Annotated in this window: 21 protein-coding genes; 8 read left to right on the top strand and 13 right to left on the bottom strand. The window is 46.2% G+C overall.

All coding sequences use genetic code 11. The features are described 5' to 3' along the window. The 7 genes from ACYQ2E_RS09255 to murE all read left to right on the top strand — a co-directional run. The coding region (locus ACYQ2E_RS09255) for a hypothetical protein (RefSeq protein WP_460017782.1) at positions 1-374 on the top strand (374 nt) is incomplete at its 5' end. Continuing rightward, a complete protein-coding gene (locus ACYQ2E_RS09250) occupies positions 364-1,002 on the top strand; it encodes a hypothetical protein (protein ID WP_460017781.1) in 639 nt (212 codons plus the stop codon). The genes ACYQ2E_RS09255 and ACYQ2E_RS09250, both read left to right, overlap by 11 nt. A gap of 214 nt (positions 1,003-1,216) precedes the next feature. Further along, positions 1,217-1,693: a hypothetical protein gene (locus ACYQ2E_RS09245; protein WP_460017780.1), complete on the top strand. Its 477-nt coding sequence runs from the start codon at positions 1,217-1,219 to the stop codon at positions 1,691-1,693. Positions 1,694-1,705: 12 nt separating this feature from the next. Further along, positions 1,706-2,419 carry a hypothetical protein gene (locus tag ACYQ2E_RS09240; protein WP_460017779.1) on the top strand — a complete coding sequence of 238 codons (714 nt, stop codon included), beginning with the start codon at positions 1,706-1,708 and terminating at the stop codon, positions 2,417-2,419. Positions 2,420-2,633: 214 nt separating this feature from the next. Next, positions 2,634-3,155 (top strand): hypothetical protein, encoded by a 522-nt coding sequence (locus tag ACYQ2E_RS09235; RefSeq protein ID WP_460017778.1) that lies wholly within the window; start codon positions 2,634-2,636, stop codon positions 3,153-3,155. Between the two features lie 25 nt (positions 3,156-3,180). Continuing rightward, positions 3,181-3,795 (top strand): hypothetical protein, encoded by a 615-nt coding sequence (locus ACYQ2E_RS09230; protein WP_460017777.1) that lies wholly within the window; start codon positions 3,181-3,183, stop codon positions 3,793-3,795. A 119-nt stretch (positions 3,796-3,914) separates the two neighbouring features. Then, a complete protein-coding gene (gene murE, locus ACYQ2E_RS09225) occupies positions 3,915-5,405 on the top strand; it encodes a UDP-N-acetylmuramyl-tripeptide synthetase (RefSeq protein ID WP_460017776.1) in 1,491 nt (496 codons plus the stop codon). 58 nt (positions 5,406-5,463) lie between these two features. Here murE and ACYQ2E_RS09220 read toward each other — a convergent pair whose 3' ends face one another. The 13 genes from ACYQ2E_RS09220 to ACYQ2E_RS09160 form a co-directional block, all read right to left on the bottom strand. Further along, positions 5,464-6,027, bottom strand: a complete 564-nt coding sequence (locus ACYQ2E_RS09220) for a DUF805 domain-containing protein (RefSeq protein ID WP_460017775.1) — start codon at positions 6,025-6,027, stop codon at positions 5,464-5,466. Beyond that, on the bottom strand, positions 6,027-6,536 hold the full coding sequence (locus ACYQ2E_RS09215; RefSeq protein WP_460017774.1) for a DUF805 domain-containing protein: 510 nt from the start codon (positions 6,534-6,536) through the stop codon (positions 6,027-6,029). The genes ACYQ2E_RS09220 and ACYQ2E_RS09215 overlap by 1 nt, the downstream gene beginning before the upstream one ends. 43 nt (positions 6,537-6,579) lie before the next feature. Beyond that, positions 6,580-8,247 (bottom strand): DNA repair protein RecN, encoded by a 1,668-nt coding sequence (recN, locus tag ACYQ2E_RS09210; protein WP_460017773.1) that lies wholly within the window; start codon positions 8,245-8,247, stop codon positions 6,580-6,582. Then, positions 8,247-8,678, bottom strand: coding sequence for an arginine repressor (locus tag ACYQ2E_RS09205; protein ID WP_460017772.1), 432 nt, complete (start codon positions 8,676-8,678; stop codon positions 8,247-8,249). The genes recN and ACYQ2E_RS09205 overlap by 1 nt, the downstream gene beginning before the upstream one ends. Next, a complete protein-coding gene (locus tag ACYQ2E_RS09200; RefSeq protein WP_460017771.1) occupies positions 8,675-9,481 on the bottom strand; it encodes a TlyA family RNA methyltransferase in 807 nt (268 codons plus the stop codon). Before ACYQ2E_RS09200 ends, ACYQ2E_RS09205 begins: the two co-directional genes overlap by 4 nt. Continuing rightward, positions 9,478-10,314: a polyprenyl synthetase family protein gene (locus ACYQ2E_RS09195; RefSeq protein WP_460017770.1), complete on the bottom strand. Its 837-nt coding sequence runs from the start codon at positions 10,312-10,314 to the stop codon at positions 9,478-9,480. Before ACYQ2E_RS09195 ends, ACYQ2E_RS09200 begins: the two co-directional genes overlap by 4 nt. A 141-nt stretch (positions 10,315-10,455) precedes the next feature. Beyond that, the gene (locus ACYQ2E_RS09190; RefSeq protein ID WP_460017769.1) at positions 10,456-11,511 is read right to left on the bottom strand and encodes a glycerate kinase family protein; all 1,056 of its coding nucleotides are present in this window, start codon (positions 11,509-11,511) and stop codon (positions 10,456-10,458) included. Beyond that, positions 11,512-12,009 carry a hypothetical protein gene (locus ACYQ2E_RS09185; protein WP_460017768.1) on the bottom strand — a complete coding sequence of 166 codons (498 nt, stop codon included), beginning with the start codon at positions 12,007-12,009 and terminating at the stop codon, positions 11,512-11,514. A gap of 72 nt (positions 12,010-12,081) precedes the next feature. Further along, positions 12,082-12,309: an exodeoxyribonuclease VII small subunit gene (locus tag ACYQ2E_RS09180; RefSeq protein WP_460017767.1), complete on the bottom strand. Its 228-nt coding sequence runs from the start codon at positions 12,307-12,309 to the stop codon at positions 12,082-12,084. A gap of 10 nt (positions 12,310-12,319) precedes the next feature. Then, complete coding sequence (gene xseA / locus ACYQ2E_RS09175; protein WP_460017766.1) at positions 12,320-13,576, bottom strand: exodeoxyribonuclease VII large subunit; 1,257 nt, start codon at positions 13,574-13,576, stop codon at positions 12,320-12,322. A gap of 10 nt (positions 13,577-13,586) precedes the next feature. Then, a complete protein-coding gene (locus tag ACYQ2E_RS09170; RefSeq protein ID WP_460017765.1) occupies positions 13,587-14,429 on the bottom strand; it encodes a bifunctional methylenetetrahydrofolate dehydrogenase/methenyltetrahydrofolate cyclohydrolase in 843 nt (280 codons plus the stop codon). Between the two features lie 103 nt (positions 14,430-14,532). Beyond that, positions 14,533-15,192, bottom strand: coding sequence for a YoaK family protein (locus ACYQ2E_RS09165; protein ID WP_460017764.1), 660 nt, complete (start codon positions 15,190-15,192; stop codon positions 14,533-14,535). Between the two features lie 59 nt (positions 15,193-15,251). After that, on the bottom strand, positions 15,252-15,611 hold the full coding sequence (locus ACYQ2E_RS09160; RefSeq protein ID WP_460017763.1) for a winged helix-turn-helix transcriptional regulator: 360 nt from the start codon (positions 15,609-15,611) through the stop codon (positions 15,252-15,254). 142 nt (positions 15,612-15,753) lie between these two features. Between ACYQ2E_RS09160 and ACYQ2E_RS09155 the strand changes: the two genes are divergently transcribed. Next, on the top strand, positions 15,754-16,596 hold the full coding sequence (locus ACYQ2E_RS09155) for an aldo/keto reductase (RefSeq protein ID WP_460017762.1): 843 nt from the start codon (positions 15,754-15,756) through the stop codon (positions 16,594-16,596). Positions 16,597-16,599 lie beyond the last annotated feature (3 nt).

Below are 16,599 nucleotides of genomic sequence, written 5' to 3'. Positions count from 1 at the left end.
GTGCAGGTGCAGCAGTCGGTGTTCCGCTGCTTTCTGGTGCAGTATCTATGGAGGGGGTTGGTACAGCTGCTGTTATCGCCGGCAGTGCAACTGTCGGTAGTGCACTGAGCAAAATCAACGTTCCCGTAGGGAGCTTACAGTACAGCTTTGCGAAGAGTTATGAAGATTATTCCAAAAGTGTTAAGAGAATGGGACCGCGCAAAGGAAAAACTCCCGGGAATAATCAATCTCAAAATAAACAGTTCAATGACATTATAAAAAAATACAAATTGAATAAAGCTCAACAAAGAACACTTCATGAGGAAATAACAGGCCAAGGAATGGGCTATCATGAAATTGAAGAAATTGCGAGGGATATAGTAAATGGAAAATAAACTGCAAAAACTGATAGGGCAAAAGGTGGTGAAGAGTTGCGCCGGTGGTGGCGCAGGCTCAGTCATGGAAGTAGATTTTTCTGATGATTCATATTTCTTTATATGGTGTACATGGAGGATAGAGCAAGGTGGAGAAGTTATTGTGACATCAGCTGATACTATTGCTCCGTCAGGATACAACGATAGCCAAAATGGTTTTATTGGTGAAAAAGTTCCGCTGCTTATCGGAGGTGAAGTAGTAGATGTAAAATTGTCTCCTCTTAATGACTTAGAACTTCTGCTAAGTAATGAATATCGACTCAGAATTTTTTGCGATATAAGTTATTCACGAGACGATTATGCGCATAATTGGGAGTTTAATATCCCAACAAAAAATCTTTCGATAGAAGTGGATAACCACTTTGAAATCAAAGAGTCACCATATGATAACGAAGAGATTGCAACTGAAGATTTTGTGGCTGATGGGAGTTCTTTCTATGAAGATGTTGAGGCTTTAAAAGCTGAACTTGAGGAACTCCGTACCTACAAAAAAACACAAGAGAATAGGGAAGCAATTGCACCTGAGGATGTTGAAGCTTTCAAAAAATGGAAAAAGAGACAGGAAGAATTGAAAGCCTTCGGATTTTAGTATGCAGCCTCAATAACAAATTCTGCTGAAAAGCAGGATTTTTAGCAAAGACGGCAACATTCTGCAGATTGGGCCTTTCCAGCAGGGTGTCATCGTCCTGAAAAACGACATTTACGATGAAGCTTTGACTGACCGCGCGAACAAAGAATACGACGCTGAAAGCTGGGAGCGTGCCAGAGAAAGTTTTGCACAGCTGTTTGTAGGCGGAGCTTCCATGATTGGCGGTGCCCTGTTAGATTTAGTCGGTGTTCCGCTGCTTTCTGGTGCAGTATCTATGGAGGGGGTTGGTACAGCTGCTGTTATCGCCGGCAGTGCAACTGTCGGTAGTGCACTGAGCAAGATGAACGTCCCCGTAGGGAGTGTGCAGTACAGCTTTGCGAAAGGGTATGAAGAACGGCGTCAAAACATAGGCAAGACAAGTGAGACAACAGTGAAAAATGTGGAAGGAAAGGTCAGAGGAAAATCGTCCAAGTTTCGTGTTGATGTTGAACCTGATGGGGACAAGATCCAAGTTCAATCAGGTAAAGGGAAAAGCTCGAAAGATATACGGATAAGACCCGAGAAAATCACGGACGATGACAAAAGCATTATAGAACAAATTGAAGAAAATAATCAGGGTGTGAAATTCAATAAAAATTCAATGGAGCAGCTTGTAAAAGGTATTCGCAAGGCAATGGATAGATTAAAATGAGGGGGGTAGATAATGATTATTTATGGACAGATTAAGTATAAGAAAGATTTTCCTGATTACAATGAAATTGTTGAAAAAATGTGGTTCAAGAAAAAAGATGGAAGAGTAATAGAATTTTCACATGATTGGGATAACGAGGATTTTACTTTTAGTAATAGTCTTGATAGATGGCTCAATGGCGACCGTTGGAAAGATGTTGATGTTGAATTAGATAGGGAATGGATTGCTTCTTCTGTAACTAAAATTGATGATTTTGATGAACTTCAATTTATAACCAGCCATGTTGATATTTTGACCTCTGATAAACGCGCACTTTTTATTCTTATTGTGGAACGTATGAGAATGGTTGGTGGATTAATCAGCGAAGACGACAAGAAAACATGGATTACTGTTGAGGAATTTGAAAAGCGTCATCATGATATTTTGAGTCTAACCTATGACGAAGCTGATGATATTAGTTTTAAGGAAATCAAAACAATGGTGGCAACTCGGGAACGTCCCGCAGACTGGGAAAACGGGGAGGAAGAAAGGAATAGAGCTGAATATTTTCTAAACTTGGAGATAGAAAAGTTGCAAAAAGAAAACGAAAAGATGAAATCTGAGCTTGAAGAACTCAGAGCCTACAAAGTAGCACAAGAAAGCAGGGATGTAATTGCACCTGAGGATGTTGAAGCTTTCAAAAAATGGAAAAAGAGACAGGAAGAATTGAAAGCCTTCGGATTTTAGTATGCAGCCTCAATAACAAATTCTGCTGAAAAACAGGATTTTTAGCAAAGACGGCAACATTCTGCAGATTGGGCCTTTCCAGCAGGGCGTCATCGTCCTGAAAAACGGCATTTACGATGAAGCTTTAACCGACCGCGCGAACAAAGAATACGACGCTGAGAACTGGGAGCGTTCCAAAGAAAGTTTTGGTCAGCTGTTTGCAGGCGGAGCTTCCATGATTGGCGGTGCCCTGTTAGATTTAGTCGGTGTTCCGCTGCTTTCTGGTGCAGTATCTATGGAGGGGGTTGGTACAGCTGCTGTTATCGCCGGCAGTGCAACTGTCGGAAGTGCACTGAGCAAAATCAACGTTCCCGTGGGCAGTGGGCAGTACAGCTTCGCGAAAAATGTCGAAGCCAGAGCAAAAGAAGTAAGTGAAAAAGCTACCTATTCCCCACATACCAAGCATGTAGGAGTTAAGAGTTACGGCTCTAAGATGAAATTGAGCGATGAAGAAGCCCAAAAAGTCTTAGATGAGGCTGTACAATCCGGTGGACAAAAATATGGATACAAAGATGGGAAAGTCTATGAATTTCAATGCGATGACGCAGGAAACAATCCAACGTGGCATGGGTACGAAATCTCTGGAAATGAAATGGTCGTTGATAAGAAAGCAGGTAATGTTTTAAAGCAATGGCTGAGTGAAGGAAAGATTAATAAAGCTGAGTACGGAAAGTTAATAAAGGGAAAGGTTAAATAGTGTGAATGAAATGGACACTTTAACAATGAGATTTAAAAAAACAAAGACACCTTGTCAAGAAGAGCGTAAGGGTTCTTTGTACGATTTATGGGGGGAGTTGACTCTTCAATATGGTGATAAAATTCTTTTAGAATGTGAATGGGAAATGCATAGGTGGATTTTAAACTTTATTGAGAAAAAAAAGAATTTGCTGATTGAAAAGTATCCATTCCGATATGTTAACTCTATCAAAGAAAGCGATGATTTATTGATGGATAGTATCGATTTTGGAAATTTAGATGACGAAAGCACAGAAATACCTGAAAGTGCTTTTGAGTTGGTTGAGCTATATAGCGACTATATTTCACGACACAGTTTTCATCTTGACGAGACAACAACACAGCGGTTCTATATTGGCTTAAATCCAAGCGGGTATGGAGAAATCTCCTACTATGTTGAAAATGAAGACAGGTATTACAAATATGAGTTTGATATGCCAACTTTTGTGGCACAAGCAGATGCTGCAATCATCCACTATCTGAAGAAGTTCCAGCTCAAACTCACGAGTGATGAGGAGTATTTCAAGAAATTTTTGGGTGAGGAGTATGCCCAATATATCGGCGAAAACGCACGGCTAGATGCTATGAGCTTTGGCTTTTAAACCATCCTTCTTCGAGATTGGTTTGTAAACGAAAAAATTCAGCCGACAAGCAGGATTTTTCAATAAGACAATGACTGGAACCAGAGCTTGTTGACACTAAAATGTGATATAATTTAGCCATGACACATTCACTTTCTTACAAAAAGATTCTGCAAATTCTGAAAAAAAATGATTTACTTTCAGAAAGTCGGATTGAAAATCCTGAGGCAGAGGTCAGGAATATTTCGTATAACTCTTCTGAAGTCACGGCGGACACGCTTTTCTTTGTTAAAGGGGTTCATTTCAAAGAGGAATATCTGGTTCAGGCGCTGGCCGCCGGCGCTTCTGCTTATGTTGCTGAGCAGAAATATGCGCTTGACGCGGATTATATTCTTGTTAGCGATATTCGGCTGGCGATTTCAATTCTGGCGCCGATTTTCTTTGAGAATCCGGCGGATGACCTGGATTTAATTGGCATCACGGGGACAAAAGGAAAAACTACTGTTGCTTATTTTCTGAAAAATATACTGGACGCTGCGAGCGGGACTGAGACTGGCCTGATGGGGACGGAGGAAACGATTACGGGGATTTCGCATGTCGGCTCGCACAATACGACGCCCGAGCCTATTGACTTGCAGAACTTTCTGGATGAGGCCCGCGAGGTCCAGCTTCCTTACTTCACGATGGAGGTGACTTCGCAGGCCTACAAAGTCGGCCGTGTGCGCGGGATTACCTTCGACCACGGGATTTGGCTGAACATCGCCGAGGATCATATCAGCCCGGCTGAGCACCCTGATTTTGAGGATTATATCAGCTGTAAGCTGCAGCTGATGCTGCATTCGCGCGAAGTCTTGATTAACCGCGGCACGGACCACTTCGAGCGCGTTCTGAAAACTGCGGCTTCCTCTGAGCTACAGCCTGCCATCTCTCTTTACGGTGCGGAAAATTTCAGAGATGAAGTTGACTACTATTACTGTAACCTCGGCAAAGACGGTGCTTTACAGACTTTCACGGTCAAATCTGGCAGAACTGGTTATTCGGAGGATTTTGCCATCCGCACAGTCGGTCTGTTCAATGTCGAAAATGCCACAGCGGCCGTGGCTCAGGCCAAGCTCCTGAATATTCCGGATGTGGCGATTCGCTCTGGGCTTCTGAAGACTGTGATTCCCGGCCGCATGAATATCATGGAGAAAGACGGCATTACTTTTGTGGTTGATTATGCCCATAATTTCATGAGTTTCAGTGCGCTGTTCAAATCGATTCGCCAGGATTATCCGGACAATAAAATCATCGCTGTCGGCGGTGCGCCTGGTGAAAAGGCTTATCAGCGCCGGAAGGATTTTGCGGACGTGGTGAGTCAGTATGCTGATTATATTTACATCACCGCTGAGGACCCGCAGTTTGAGAGCGTGCGTGAGATTTCTGAGGAAATTGCCTCTTTTCTGCCTGAGAATACGAGGTATGAGATAATCGAGGACCGCGAGGCGGCGATTCGGGCGGCCTATGCGTCAGCTCAGCCTGGAGATGTCATCGTTCTGCTGGCTAAAGGCACAGAGGCTTTCCAGAAGGTGTGCGGCAAGTGGGCGCCTTATCCTTCGGATGTTGTGCTGGCGCAGGAATTGTTAAAATAAATGGAAAAAGGCTTGGAAATGTCACCTGTTAGTGAGCATCTCCAAAGCCTTTTATTTTTTACGGCTTCAAAACATTTCCCTGCTTGTCGACTGACCAGCCTTTCAGGTCAGTTTCAGGCTTTTCGCTGTCAAGCGTATCTCCGAAATAATTCGTCGGGAGCAGGCTGAAGACGAGGAAGGCGACCAGGAAGAAAAATGTCAGGATGAAGGCGCTGAAACCAAGCGCAGCATCGGCCTGAAGCTGGAAAATAAAGCCGCTGAATTTTACTGCTAAAAATAGGACCAGGAAAAGGAAAATAGAATAGCCTTTCATGCCCGTATCACGCATGCGGCGCGACAAGAGCGCGAATACCGGGAAAATCACGCCGATGCCCATGATGATGCCCAGATAAAGAAATGGATTGAAAAGGGTCGGGTTAAAGCTTAGGCTCGGAATGGCCTGCAGGACCAGCTGTGTTGCGCCGAACAGCATGAATACCGGGACGAAGAGGATGGCTAGAAAGAGGCAGGCAAACCAGAAGCCGGCACGAGTTGTTCGTCCAGTGAAATTAAAGTAGCCGGTGAAAAAGTCTTTGATTGCACGGCCGAAGCTGATTTTGCCGTATTGATTAATTTTTGTCATCAAAGTCTTCCTTCCTGCTCCGAATCAGGAGCTTTTTTTGCGCAGAAAATCAGCAGGATTAAGGCATAGACGCCTGCAAAAAGTGTGATACTGCTCAAAATAGGGACAGATACAAACTGTGCAATGGCATTTGCCAGATAAATGGCCGGCAGCGGATAAGCTAAAGCTGGAGAATAGCCGGCATCACGCAAACGCCGCGCGGTCAAAGTCGTCACCGGCACCATAATCAGCAGACTAAAAACTGTTCCAACAATCTGAAGAATTATAACTGACAGCGGCATATTGTTCATTAATTTCTCTGTAAGCTGCTGAATATCGTTCGGATTAGTTGTTGTAGTTATATCCGGCAGCAGTTTCATCGTTTCGCCAATAATAATGACAGTACTGAAGAGAGTGATAATCGCACGAATAATTGTGTTAATCAAAAAAGTCCACCAGTAATCACTGCGACTACTTCTTCCGTTCGGCTTCAGCGCCAGTTTCCAAAAATCTTTATATGCTTTTATCATTCAATCCACTGTGTCCGCTGTTTCCAGAATCGAACACATCCTTTCATTTTTTCAGTAATTTCTTGGCCTGCGCCAGCGCTTCAGGCGTCAAATCATCACCTGCCAGCATTTTCGCGATTTCCTCAACGCGCTCATCCGGATTCAGCTTGCGCACGGTTGAGGTCGTCACATCGTCGCTGGAAGACTTCTCGATATAAAACTGTGTATCCGCAATTGCCACGACCTGCGGTAGATGCGAGATGGCCAGAACCTGTCCCGACTGTGAAATCTTATAAATCTTCTGGGCAATGGCCTGAGCCACACGGCCCGACACGCCTGTATCCACTTCGTCAAAGACGATGGAGGTCTTATTTTCACGGCGGGCAAAGCTCGATTTGATGGCCAGCATCAGACGGGACAATTCACCGCCGGAAGCTGTTTTTGCCAGCGGCTTGAAGCCCTCGCCCGGATTGGTCTGAATATAAAACTCAACCGTTTCATTCCCTCGCGAGGAAAACTTCGCAGGGCTGAATTTGACCGTAAAATCGGCCTTTTCCATATATAAATCAGCCAATTCCTGCTTGATATCGGCTTCTAGGGATTTGGCAATCTTGTGCCGCGCAGTGTTCAGCTCTGCAGCGGCTGCGACAAGCGCCGTTTGTTTCTCCTTGACACCTTTTTCCAGGCTGAGCAGGTCTGAGGTTTCACCTGTTAAACTGGACAGTTCACGTTGAGAATTGTCCAAAAAGTCCAGCACGTCTGATAACTCAGGGCCATATTTGCGCTTCAGTGCGGTCAATGTAAAAATCCGCTCTTCCAGCTGCGTTAATTCTGCCGGATTGAACTCCAGGTCAGCCAGCGTATTGTCCAGGCTGGCCGCCACATCCTCCAGCAGCGAAGAAGCTTCCAGAACCTTCTCAGATAAAGTCTGATAAGCCTCATCAAATTCACTGACCTCATCTATCCGCCCCAGCACAGCCTGAAGCAGTGACAGGCCTGAGCCCTCTTCTTCATCTTCACCGTCAAGCAGCTGATAAGCGACATTCAGATTTTCAGCAATAAATTTCACATTGTTGAGTTTGTCACGCTGCTGCTGAAGTGATTCGTCTCTTTCCAGGTCAATACCTGCTGACTCAATTTCTTCAATCTGAAACTGCAGCATTGAAATCCGCTCTGCGAACTTTTTCTCGTTCTCCTGCCGCTCAGTCAGCAGAGAACGTGCCAGGCGATAGTCTTCAAAGTCACGCTGATAATCAGCTTTCAGTTTCAGAAATTCTCCATCGCCGAATTCATCCAGCATCGCCAGATGATGACGAGCATTCATCAGTTCCTGATTGTCATGCTGCCCATGGATATCAATCAGAAACTCGGAAATCTCACGTAAACTGGTCAAATTCACCATTTGGCCATTGACTCGGCAGCTAGAGCGCCCATTGGCAAAAATTTCACGCCGCAAAATCAGCTCGGAAGACGGCGTCAGCCCAAGCTCTGTCATTTTAGCGTCTAAGGCCGAACTAGCACTGACAAAAAACAGCGCTTCAATTTCCGCCTTGTCTGCACCGTGGCGCACGAAATCACTAGACGCCCGCTCGCCCAAGAGCAAGTTCATCGCGTCAATAATAATTGATTTACCCGCACCTGTCTCGCCCGTTAAAATGGTCATGCCCATATCAAAGCTGAGCGAGACTTCCTCGATAATCGCAAAATTTTTAATGGAAAGTTCCTGCAGCATTAATCCTTTTTGAGCTCCTTGTATATGGTCTCCGCATCTGCCGAGTTTTTCGCCACAATCAGAATCGTATCATCGTCGTTGATGATGGCAAAAGTCCATTCTGAAAAACGTACACGGAAGTCGTTCTTGATGCCGGCAGTCGTACCAGGCAAGACGTCGACCCGAATCATGTTGCCCTGTCTCATCACAGAATTAACAAACTTTTCCGTCAGACTCTCACGGCCGCGCTTTTCGCTGGAACTAATGTAGCGATAAGTATCATGACCCGTTGCAACCTTGACCATGCCAAGCTCTTTGATGTCACGCGAAATTGTGGCCTGAGTCGTGTTCAAACCGCGTTCTTTCAAAAGCTGCACCAAATCATCCTGCCGTTCAATCTCAATGTTGGAAATCAGGTTTTGCAATAAGGCCAATCGATCGGCTTTTTTCATTTGAGTTGCTCCTTTTCCTGCTCAATTACTGCATCAATGTTAATCGCAGCAGATTGCATTGTTTTTTCTTTTATTAAATGAACCAGAAATTCTACATTTCCAGCTCCGCCCTTTATGGGTGAAAAAGTCAGATTTTTTAGGCTGAAGCCAATATTTCCTGCTGTCGCGAAAACTTTTTCGATTACTTGAAGATGAACCCTCGTATCTTTGATAATTCCGTTTTTCCCGACCTGCTCACGTCCAGCCTCAAACTGCGGTTTTATCAAAGCAGCAACTTGCCCCTGCTCAGGAAGAATCTGATACAGCGGCGGAAGAATCAAATCCAGTGAAATAAAGCTCACATCAATACTGGCAAATTCCGGTTGTCCTTCTGTAAAATCAGACAAGCGGGCATTGCGGAAATTGAACTGCTCCATCACAGTCACACGCGCATCGCTGCGAATCTTCCAGGCCAGCTGATTAGTCCCGACATCCAAAGCGTAAACATGTTCAGCGCCTGCCTGTAGCATAACATCAGTAAAGCCGCCTGTTGAAGCGCCAATATCAAGACAGTTCTTTCCTTTGACAGAAATTCCAAATTCTACCAGTGCCTTTTCGAGCTTCAAACCACCGCGAGACACGTATTTAAGCTTTTCACCTTTTAAGCGAAGCTCTGTTGACGCATCAATTTTTACGCCTGGCTTGTCAAAACGCTCGCCGGACTTGGCATCAACGACTAAACCAGCCATGACGCCGCGCTTTGCCTGCTCACGTGTCTCAAATAGTCCCTGATTGACAGCTAAAACGTCGATTCTTTCTTTCATAATGACAAACTTTCTACGATACTCAGAATCCCAGAGGAGTCAAAATTCGGCAGATTCAGCAGCTCAGTTCTGACTTCGGCCAAGTTTGAGGCCAGTTCAGTCTTCGCGCCGTCAAGCCCAAGCAGAGCCACATAAGTTGACTTTTCTTCCAGAACATCCTTGCCGGGCGTCTTGCCAATTTCTTCCAGCGTGCCTGTCACATCGAGAATATCGTCCCGAATCTGAAAAGCCAAACCCAGCTTCTCTCCAATATGCCGCAAAACTTCCACATTCACTTGTCCAGCTATGATTCCGGCTGCTGCAAATGGGAAAGTCAGCATGCGCCCGGTTTTCAAGCTGTGAAGATGTTCAATCTCATCCAATGACAAGGTTTTCCCCTCACCAGCCATGTCCAGAACCTGACCAGCCACCATTCCCTGTGAGCCAGACGCCGCAGACAATTCGCGCACCAGCGCAACAATTGTCTCAGCAGGCAAATCGCAAGTCGCAAGCAGATAATAAGGGTCTAGAAAAAGTGCATCACCCGCCAGAATCGCCAGCGCATCGCCATAAACCTTGTGATTTGTCAATTTACCGCGCCGATAATCGTCATTGTCCATGGCAGGCAAATCATCATGAATCAGCGAGCCCGTATGAATCAGCTCCACCGCAGCTGCCGCCTGATAATGCGCCGCCGTCAGCTCTATGCCGAATCCCTCCAGCATTTCCAGAAACAAAATCGGCCGAATCCGCTTGCCGCCTGCCGTGACAGAATATAAAACTGACTCGCGCAGCTCAGCTGGAATCTCAGTTTTCTGATAAAATGAACGCAATGCTGTCTCAAGTTTTGTCATTTCAAACACTCCTTTATTTTAGCATATTTTCTCTCTTCTTTCTCATTTCATTGCTAAATTTATAAAAACAGTCTTTAATCCTCCCTTACTTATAAATACGTATTTTTTCTGGAAATGTTACATATTTTAAATAAAAACCGGTTAATGAAACCAGGTTTTTACAATATTTTTTGACAAACGACGCATATTGTCTAAAGTGGTTGTCTTATCCATGGCCTCTTCCAGGCTGATTGGGCCTGTTTGAATCGAGTAAGCCGCTGTCAGGATTTCGTCCAGCTGGCTTAAATCGTCTGCCAGCGAGCCGCAGAGTGCAATGACCGGCACCTTGTGTTTAGCGGCGAGAAGCGCCATTCCATAAGGTACTTTTCCAGAAGCAGTCTGCGCGTCCATCCGCCCCTCACCTGTAAGCACAAGGTCAGCATCTGCAATTTCATCTTCAATTTTCAGCAGCTCAGCTATTTTCGGAAAGCCGAGTTCAATTTTCCCGCCGAGAATGGCAACCGCGGCACCTAGACCGCCAGCTGCACCGCTTCCTGGAATTGCCTGCAAATCAAGCCCTAACTGCTGCTTCACTTGCTCAACTACTTGCTGCGCCTGTTTGTCCTGTGCGGCCATGATTTCGGCTGTTGCGCCTTTTTGTGCGCCAAAAAAATAGGCGTAGCCCGTTGAACCTGCGTAAGGATTCACAACATCGGCCAGTCCGATTAGTCTCGGTAACTTCGGAAACGTCCCGGAAAGATTTTCTAATTCAACTCCGAGTCCTGCAAGCAGGCCCAGCCCGCCGTCCGACGTGCCGCTGCCGCCCAGTGTCAGAATAATCTCAGCAGCGCCGCGTTCAGCGGCATCACGAATCACAGCGGCTAAGCCGAAACTAGTTGCTTTCTGCACGGTCACAGAATCTGGGATGATTTTGTCAATTCCCGCAACCTGCGCCGATTCTATCACTGCTGTATCATCAGCTAGTAAATAGTGGGCTGTAATGGGACGACGCAGCAAATCAAGCGTCTCGACAGAAATCATCTCGCCCTGCAAGGTCTGCCGCAGGGCGGAGATTGTGCCTTCACCGCCGTCAGCAATCTCAAAGACTTTGACTTCAGTGTCAGGCAGGCACACCAAAATACCGGCTTTTGCCGCCTCACCCAGCTCCAGACTGCTGGCAGAATTCTTGAAAGAATCGATGGCGACGACGATTTTCATTTAGCCGACAATCTTCTGATGCAGCGCTGCGTATGCCTGCGCCTCTTCTGCTGCCGACCAGACTACCAGCTCCTGCCGGCCCAAAAATGTGTCGACCTCGGCGATGAAGTCCTTGTCGGGCACGTCTGCAAAGGCCACAAAAATCGGCTCGTCCGACTCAGACGTATGTGCCAGCGTATAAACCTCAAACTCGGCATTGCGGCCGTTTTCGTCAATATGAAAATGCGCCGACGGCTTGCCCACATAGAGCACGCGGTTGGTCTGGTCGACGATAATGTCGCGCTGCTCTGCCGGGATGCTCATCGCCATGTTTGTCATCTGCGCCATCTGCTCGGGCGTGAAATTCTCGCTGGCAAACTGCTGCACGGCCATCGCCTGCTCGAAAGGATTCATGCCAGGCAGCCGCGCCATCAGCTCCTGAAACTTCGCCAGCATCGCCGGGTCAGACATGCTCTGCAGAAATTCCGGGTCCATATTATTTATATCAAAAGGAAACATTTTTCACCTCAATTCGCTCTAAAACAGCATAACATAACAAATGCTCAAAAATCTCCGTCCAAAGTCGGATTTTTATTCAGCGGCAAAGTCAGTCTCTTCGCCGTTCTTGCCGACTGACTTGACCAGCACCTGCTCCGCCTCGTCCAGCGTCTTCTTCAAGCTTTCGGACAGCTTCATGCCGTTCTGAAATTCCTTGATTGCGTCTTCCAGCGGCACATCACCGTTCTCGAGTTTATGCACAATTTCTTCAAGTTGTGCAAGTTCATCTTCAAATTTTACGTCTTCTTTTTTTGCAGTCATATTTTCCTCTTTATTCTGTCACTTGCGCATTTACCCGACCGTCTGCAAGCTCGATATTCAAGCTGTCGCCGAGCTTAAGCTGCTTAACCGACTTCAAAATCCTCTCGTCTTTTCCCCGGACAATGGCGAAACCTCGGGCTTTTATCTTACTGACATCAAGAAGCAATAAGCCTTGACTTGCCCGCTCTGCACGGTTCTTCTTCGCCTCTAGAATCTTCTGGAAATCCGGAATCAGCCTCCGGGAATAGATTTCAAACTGATGCTGGCTGTTTGTGAGCTGACGCTCGGTCAAGCTCGTCAGGCGCCGCGTCAATTCATCCAGATTTCGCCGGTGCCCGTCGTAGAGTCGCTCCGGCTGCCGGAAAATCACCGAATTTGATAGTTTTTCAACGCGCTCCCGCTTCTGAGCGATTAAATTCTGCAGACGCCGTGACAGCCTCTGCTGCTGCTCATTTGTCCAGGACAGAAGGTCATACTTTGTATTCGGCGTAGCCAGCTCTGCGGCCGCTGTAGGTGTGGCTGCACGTCTATCGGCTGCGAAATCTGACAGGGTCACGTCTGTTTCATGCCCAACCGAACTAATTATCGGCAGTTTCGAGTCAAAAATCGCCCGGACGACAATCTCTTCGTTGAAACACCAGAGGTCCTCAATTGAACCGCCGCCGCGCCCTATAATCAGCAAGTCTAAATCCTCACGCGCATTTGCCCGGGCAATATTTGCCGCAATTTCCTCGGCACTGCCTGCTCCCTGGACTTTTGTCGGGAACAGCAGAATCTCCATCATTGGAAAGCGCCGGTTGATGGTCGTGATGATATCGCGAATTACCGCGCCTGAGGGCGAAGTCACCACGCCAACTTTTCGTGAAAAGGCCGGAATCTGCTGCTTGAAACGCGCGTCAAACAAGCCTTCCTCTGTCAGCTTTTTCTTCAGCTGCTCGAACTTGACCGCCAGCTCGCCCACGCCGTCTGGAATCAGCTCTTCAATGATGATGGAATAGCTGCCGCCCGGCGCATAGAGCTCAACTCGGCCGACCGCGTTGACTTTCATGCCGTCCTCAAGCTTGAATTTCAGCCTGGAAAAATTCCCCGCCCACATGGTCGCAGAAATCACGGCTTTTTCGTCTTTCAGCTTGAAATACTGATGACTCGGCCGCTGCCTGAAGCCGGACACTTCACCTGTCACGAAAACGCGCTCAAGGTATGGGTCCTTGTCAAATTTGGCCTTCAGATACTTGGTCAGGGTTGATATTGAAAGGTATTCTGTCATTTTATTATGTTCACTTTGTGGTATAACTCCGCTGAGCTGCATCCACCGTCTGCTTCATTAGCATCGTCCGCGTCATTAAACCAACGCCGCCAGGTACTGGTGTAATCAGGCTGGCAATGTCTTTCACTTCCTCAAAATCCACATCGCCGTGCAGCTTGCCTTCAGAGTCACGGTTCATGCCCACGTCAATTACCACTGCGCCAGGCTTGACATCCGCCGCCTTGATAAAGCGGTCAGAACCGATTGCCACGACCAGAACATCCGCCTGCCGCGTCAATTCTGACAAGTCCTGCGTCTGCGAATGGGCAATTGTTACCGTCGCATGCTGCATCATCATGAGCTGCGCAATGGGCTTGCCGACAATGTTGCTGCGGCCGACCACGACAACACGTTTCCCGTCAAGTTTAACGTTATATTCCTTGAACAATTCCATAATTCCTGCTGGTGTTGACGGAATCATCAGCGGATTGCCGGCCCAGAGGAGGCCCATATTCAGCGGGTGAAAACCGTCCACGTCTTTCTCAGGCAGAATCTTCATCAAGACTCTCTCGGCGTTAATCTGTTCAGGCAAAGGCAGCTGGACAATAATGCCGTGCCAGTCTGAATCCTGATTGTACTGGTCAATGACAGCCATCAGCTCAGCTTCGCTCGTTGATTCAGGCAGTTTTATCGTCTTTGAGCGAATTCCGATTTTCTTTGCGTCACTCTCTTTTCCGCGCACATAAATCTGACTCGCAGGGTCTTTCCCCACTAAAATCGTGATTAAACCAGGAAGCACAGGCATTTGTGCAATCTTTTCTTTCAGCTCCGTCTGAATTTTCGCAGCTAGAGCTTTTCCATCCATTATTGTCATATCTATTATTATACCTTATTCTAAGTGCGAGCGTCTTATAAAATGATTAGAATTTTCTTGGTAATGGGAAGACGACCCTCCCTGTATTCTTCTTGTGTCATTCTCATTCCGTGCGCAATGCAAAGTAGACCAGCAAGAGGAGAAAGGCCGAGCCCAAAAGCGTCCAGCTCTTGAAGACTTGCCCCAAAAATCCTGAAAAAATGACGCCGATAAATAAAACTAAGATGAGCAAGCCGAAAAACCAGACACTGCGCCAATGCTTCCTGTCACGTGTGATAATCAGCTGCGTCAGACTCGTCGCAAATCTTTTCAGATTCGCAGTCGACAAAACCGAGCCGAAATTCATATTTTCAAGCTGCGAGAAAGTCGTGTCCTGGATTGCCATAAAAAAGGACAGAATTCCCACAAAAATGCTTACTGAAAGATGATGCCAGACCGTATTGTACAAGACTGTAATCACCGCAATCCCGCACATCTGCACCAGAATGAGATAAAGCGTGTCAAACTTGCGCCGAACCAGCAGCCAGTGCGAAAAGGTCTCTCTGAACATGACGCCCAGTGTAAAAAAGATAATCGGAATCACAAAATTCCAGACGTGCGGAATATTCCACTGCACTAGGCAAATCCCCGCCTGAATCATATTTCCCGTCATCATATCGGCAAAACGCTGGTCAAAATAAAAAAACGCATAGCCGTCAACAAATCCTGCGTTAAAAACCAGAAGCAGGATGATGAAGAGCTTTCTTTTGAACTGAGTCTCCATATAACAATTATATCAGATTTTTCAGGCGATTTTCTTCCAAATTCGAACTATTTCTTTATTTATTTTTCAGCTGTAAGTAGAATAACTTCTTTTCCTTGCTCTTTCAGTGTTTTCACATGTCTCTCGCCCCACTGGCAAAGACTGTCCAAAACAGCGCTGAGGCTTTCTCCGTATTCGCTGAGCGAATATTCTACTTTAGGGGGCACTTGATTGTAGGATTGACGCTCTATAATGTTAGATTCTTCGAGTTCACGCAGCTGCTGTGTCATCATTTTTTGACTGATTCCGGGAATTTTTCTCTGCAATTCTCCTGGACGGACTGCTCCATGTCTCAGATTACATAAAATAATCGGTTTCCATTTTCCGCCAATGACATCCATTGTTGCTTCAACTCCGATATTATAAATTTTTTCTTCCATTTCTGAATCTTTCTGTCTGTAGTATTTTGCAATGCATACTTTTTAGTGGGTACAGCACAAAAAAGTAGGTACTATACAAAGGAACAAGCATATTATATAATAATTTTTGTAATAAATAAAGACGAAAAAGGAGAATTAATTCTTGATTACTTCACTGACAGATAGAATCGAACTGAACAATGGGACGAAAATTCCTGGAATGGGTCTGGGTGTTTTTCAAATTCCGGATGCTCAAACGGCTGAGGTTGTGAAAAACGGCATCATCCATGGTTATCGCCTGGTTGATACAGCAGCTATCTACGGCAATGAGGACGGAACCGGCATTGGGATTAAAGAAGGGCTGGCTGCTGCCGGCTTGAGCCGCGAAGAGCTTTTTGTGACATCGAAAGTCTGGAACAATCATCTCAGCTATGATGAAACAATCAAAGCATTTGAGGAGACAATGGCGCGCATTGGTTTAGATTACCTTGACTTGTATTTGATTCACTGGCCTGGTCACGATGCCTATGAAGAATCATGGAAAGCACTTGAAGACCTTTATCTTGCCGGGAAAATCAAAGCAATCGGCGTCAGCAATTTTGAAGTTCATCATTTAGAAAAGCTTTTGAGCTTTGCCCGGGTTATTCCAGTGCTCAACCAAGTTGAACTGCATCCGAAGCTTTCACAAACTGAACTTCGTGCTTTTGCCGAAAAGCATAACATCAAGATTCAAGCCTGGTCACCTTTGATGCAGGGACAGCTCTTGAGCCATCCCGTGATTGCAGAAATTGCCGAGAAACACCATAAGTCTGCTGCACAAGTGATTTTGCGCTGGGATGTTCAGCAGGAAATTCTTCTGGCTGTGAAATCTGTGCATGCCGAGCGCATGCTAAGCAATGCAGATATCTTTGATTTTGAACTCAGCCAGGAGGACATGAATCAGTTGAATGCGCTCAATGAGTCGCTGCGAGTCGGTCCAAACCCTGATGAGTTTGATTTTGCTTAATTG

The sequence above is a fragment of the Lactovum odontotermitis genome (assembly GCF_054658595.1).
This window is presented reverse-complemented; position numbering and strand designations above follow the sequence as displayed.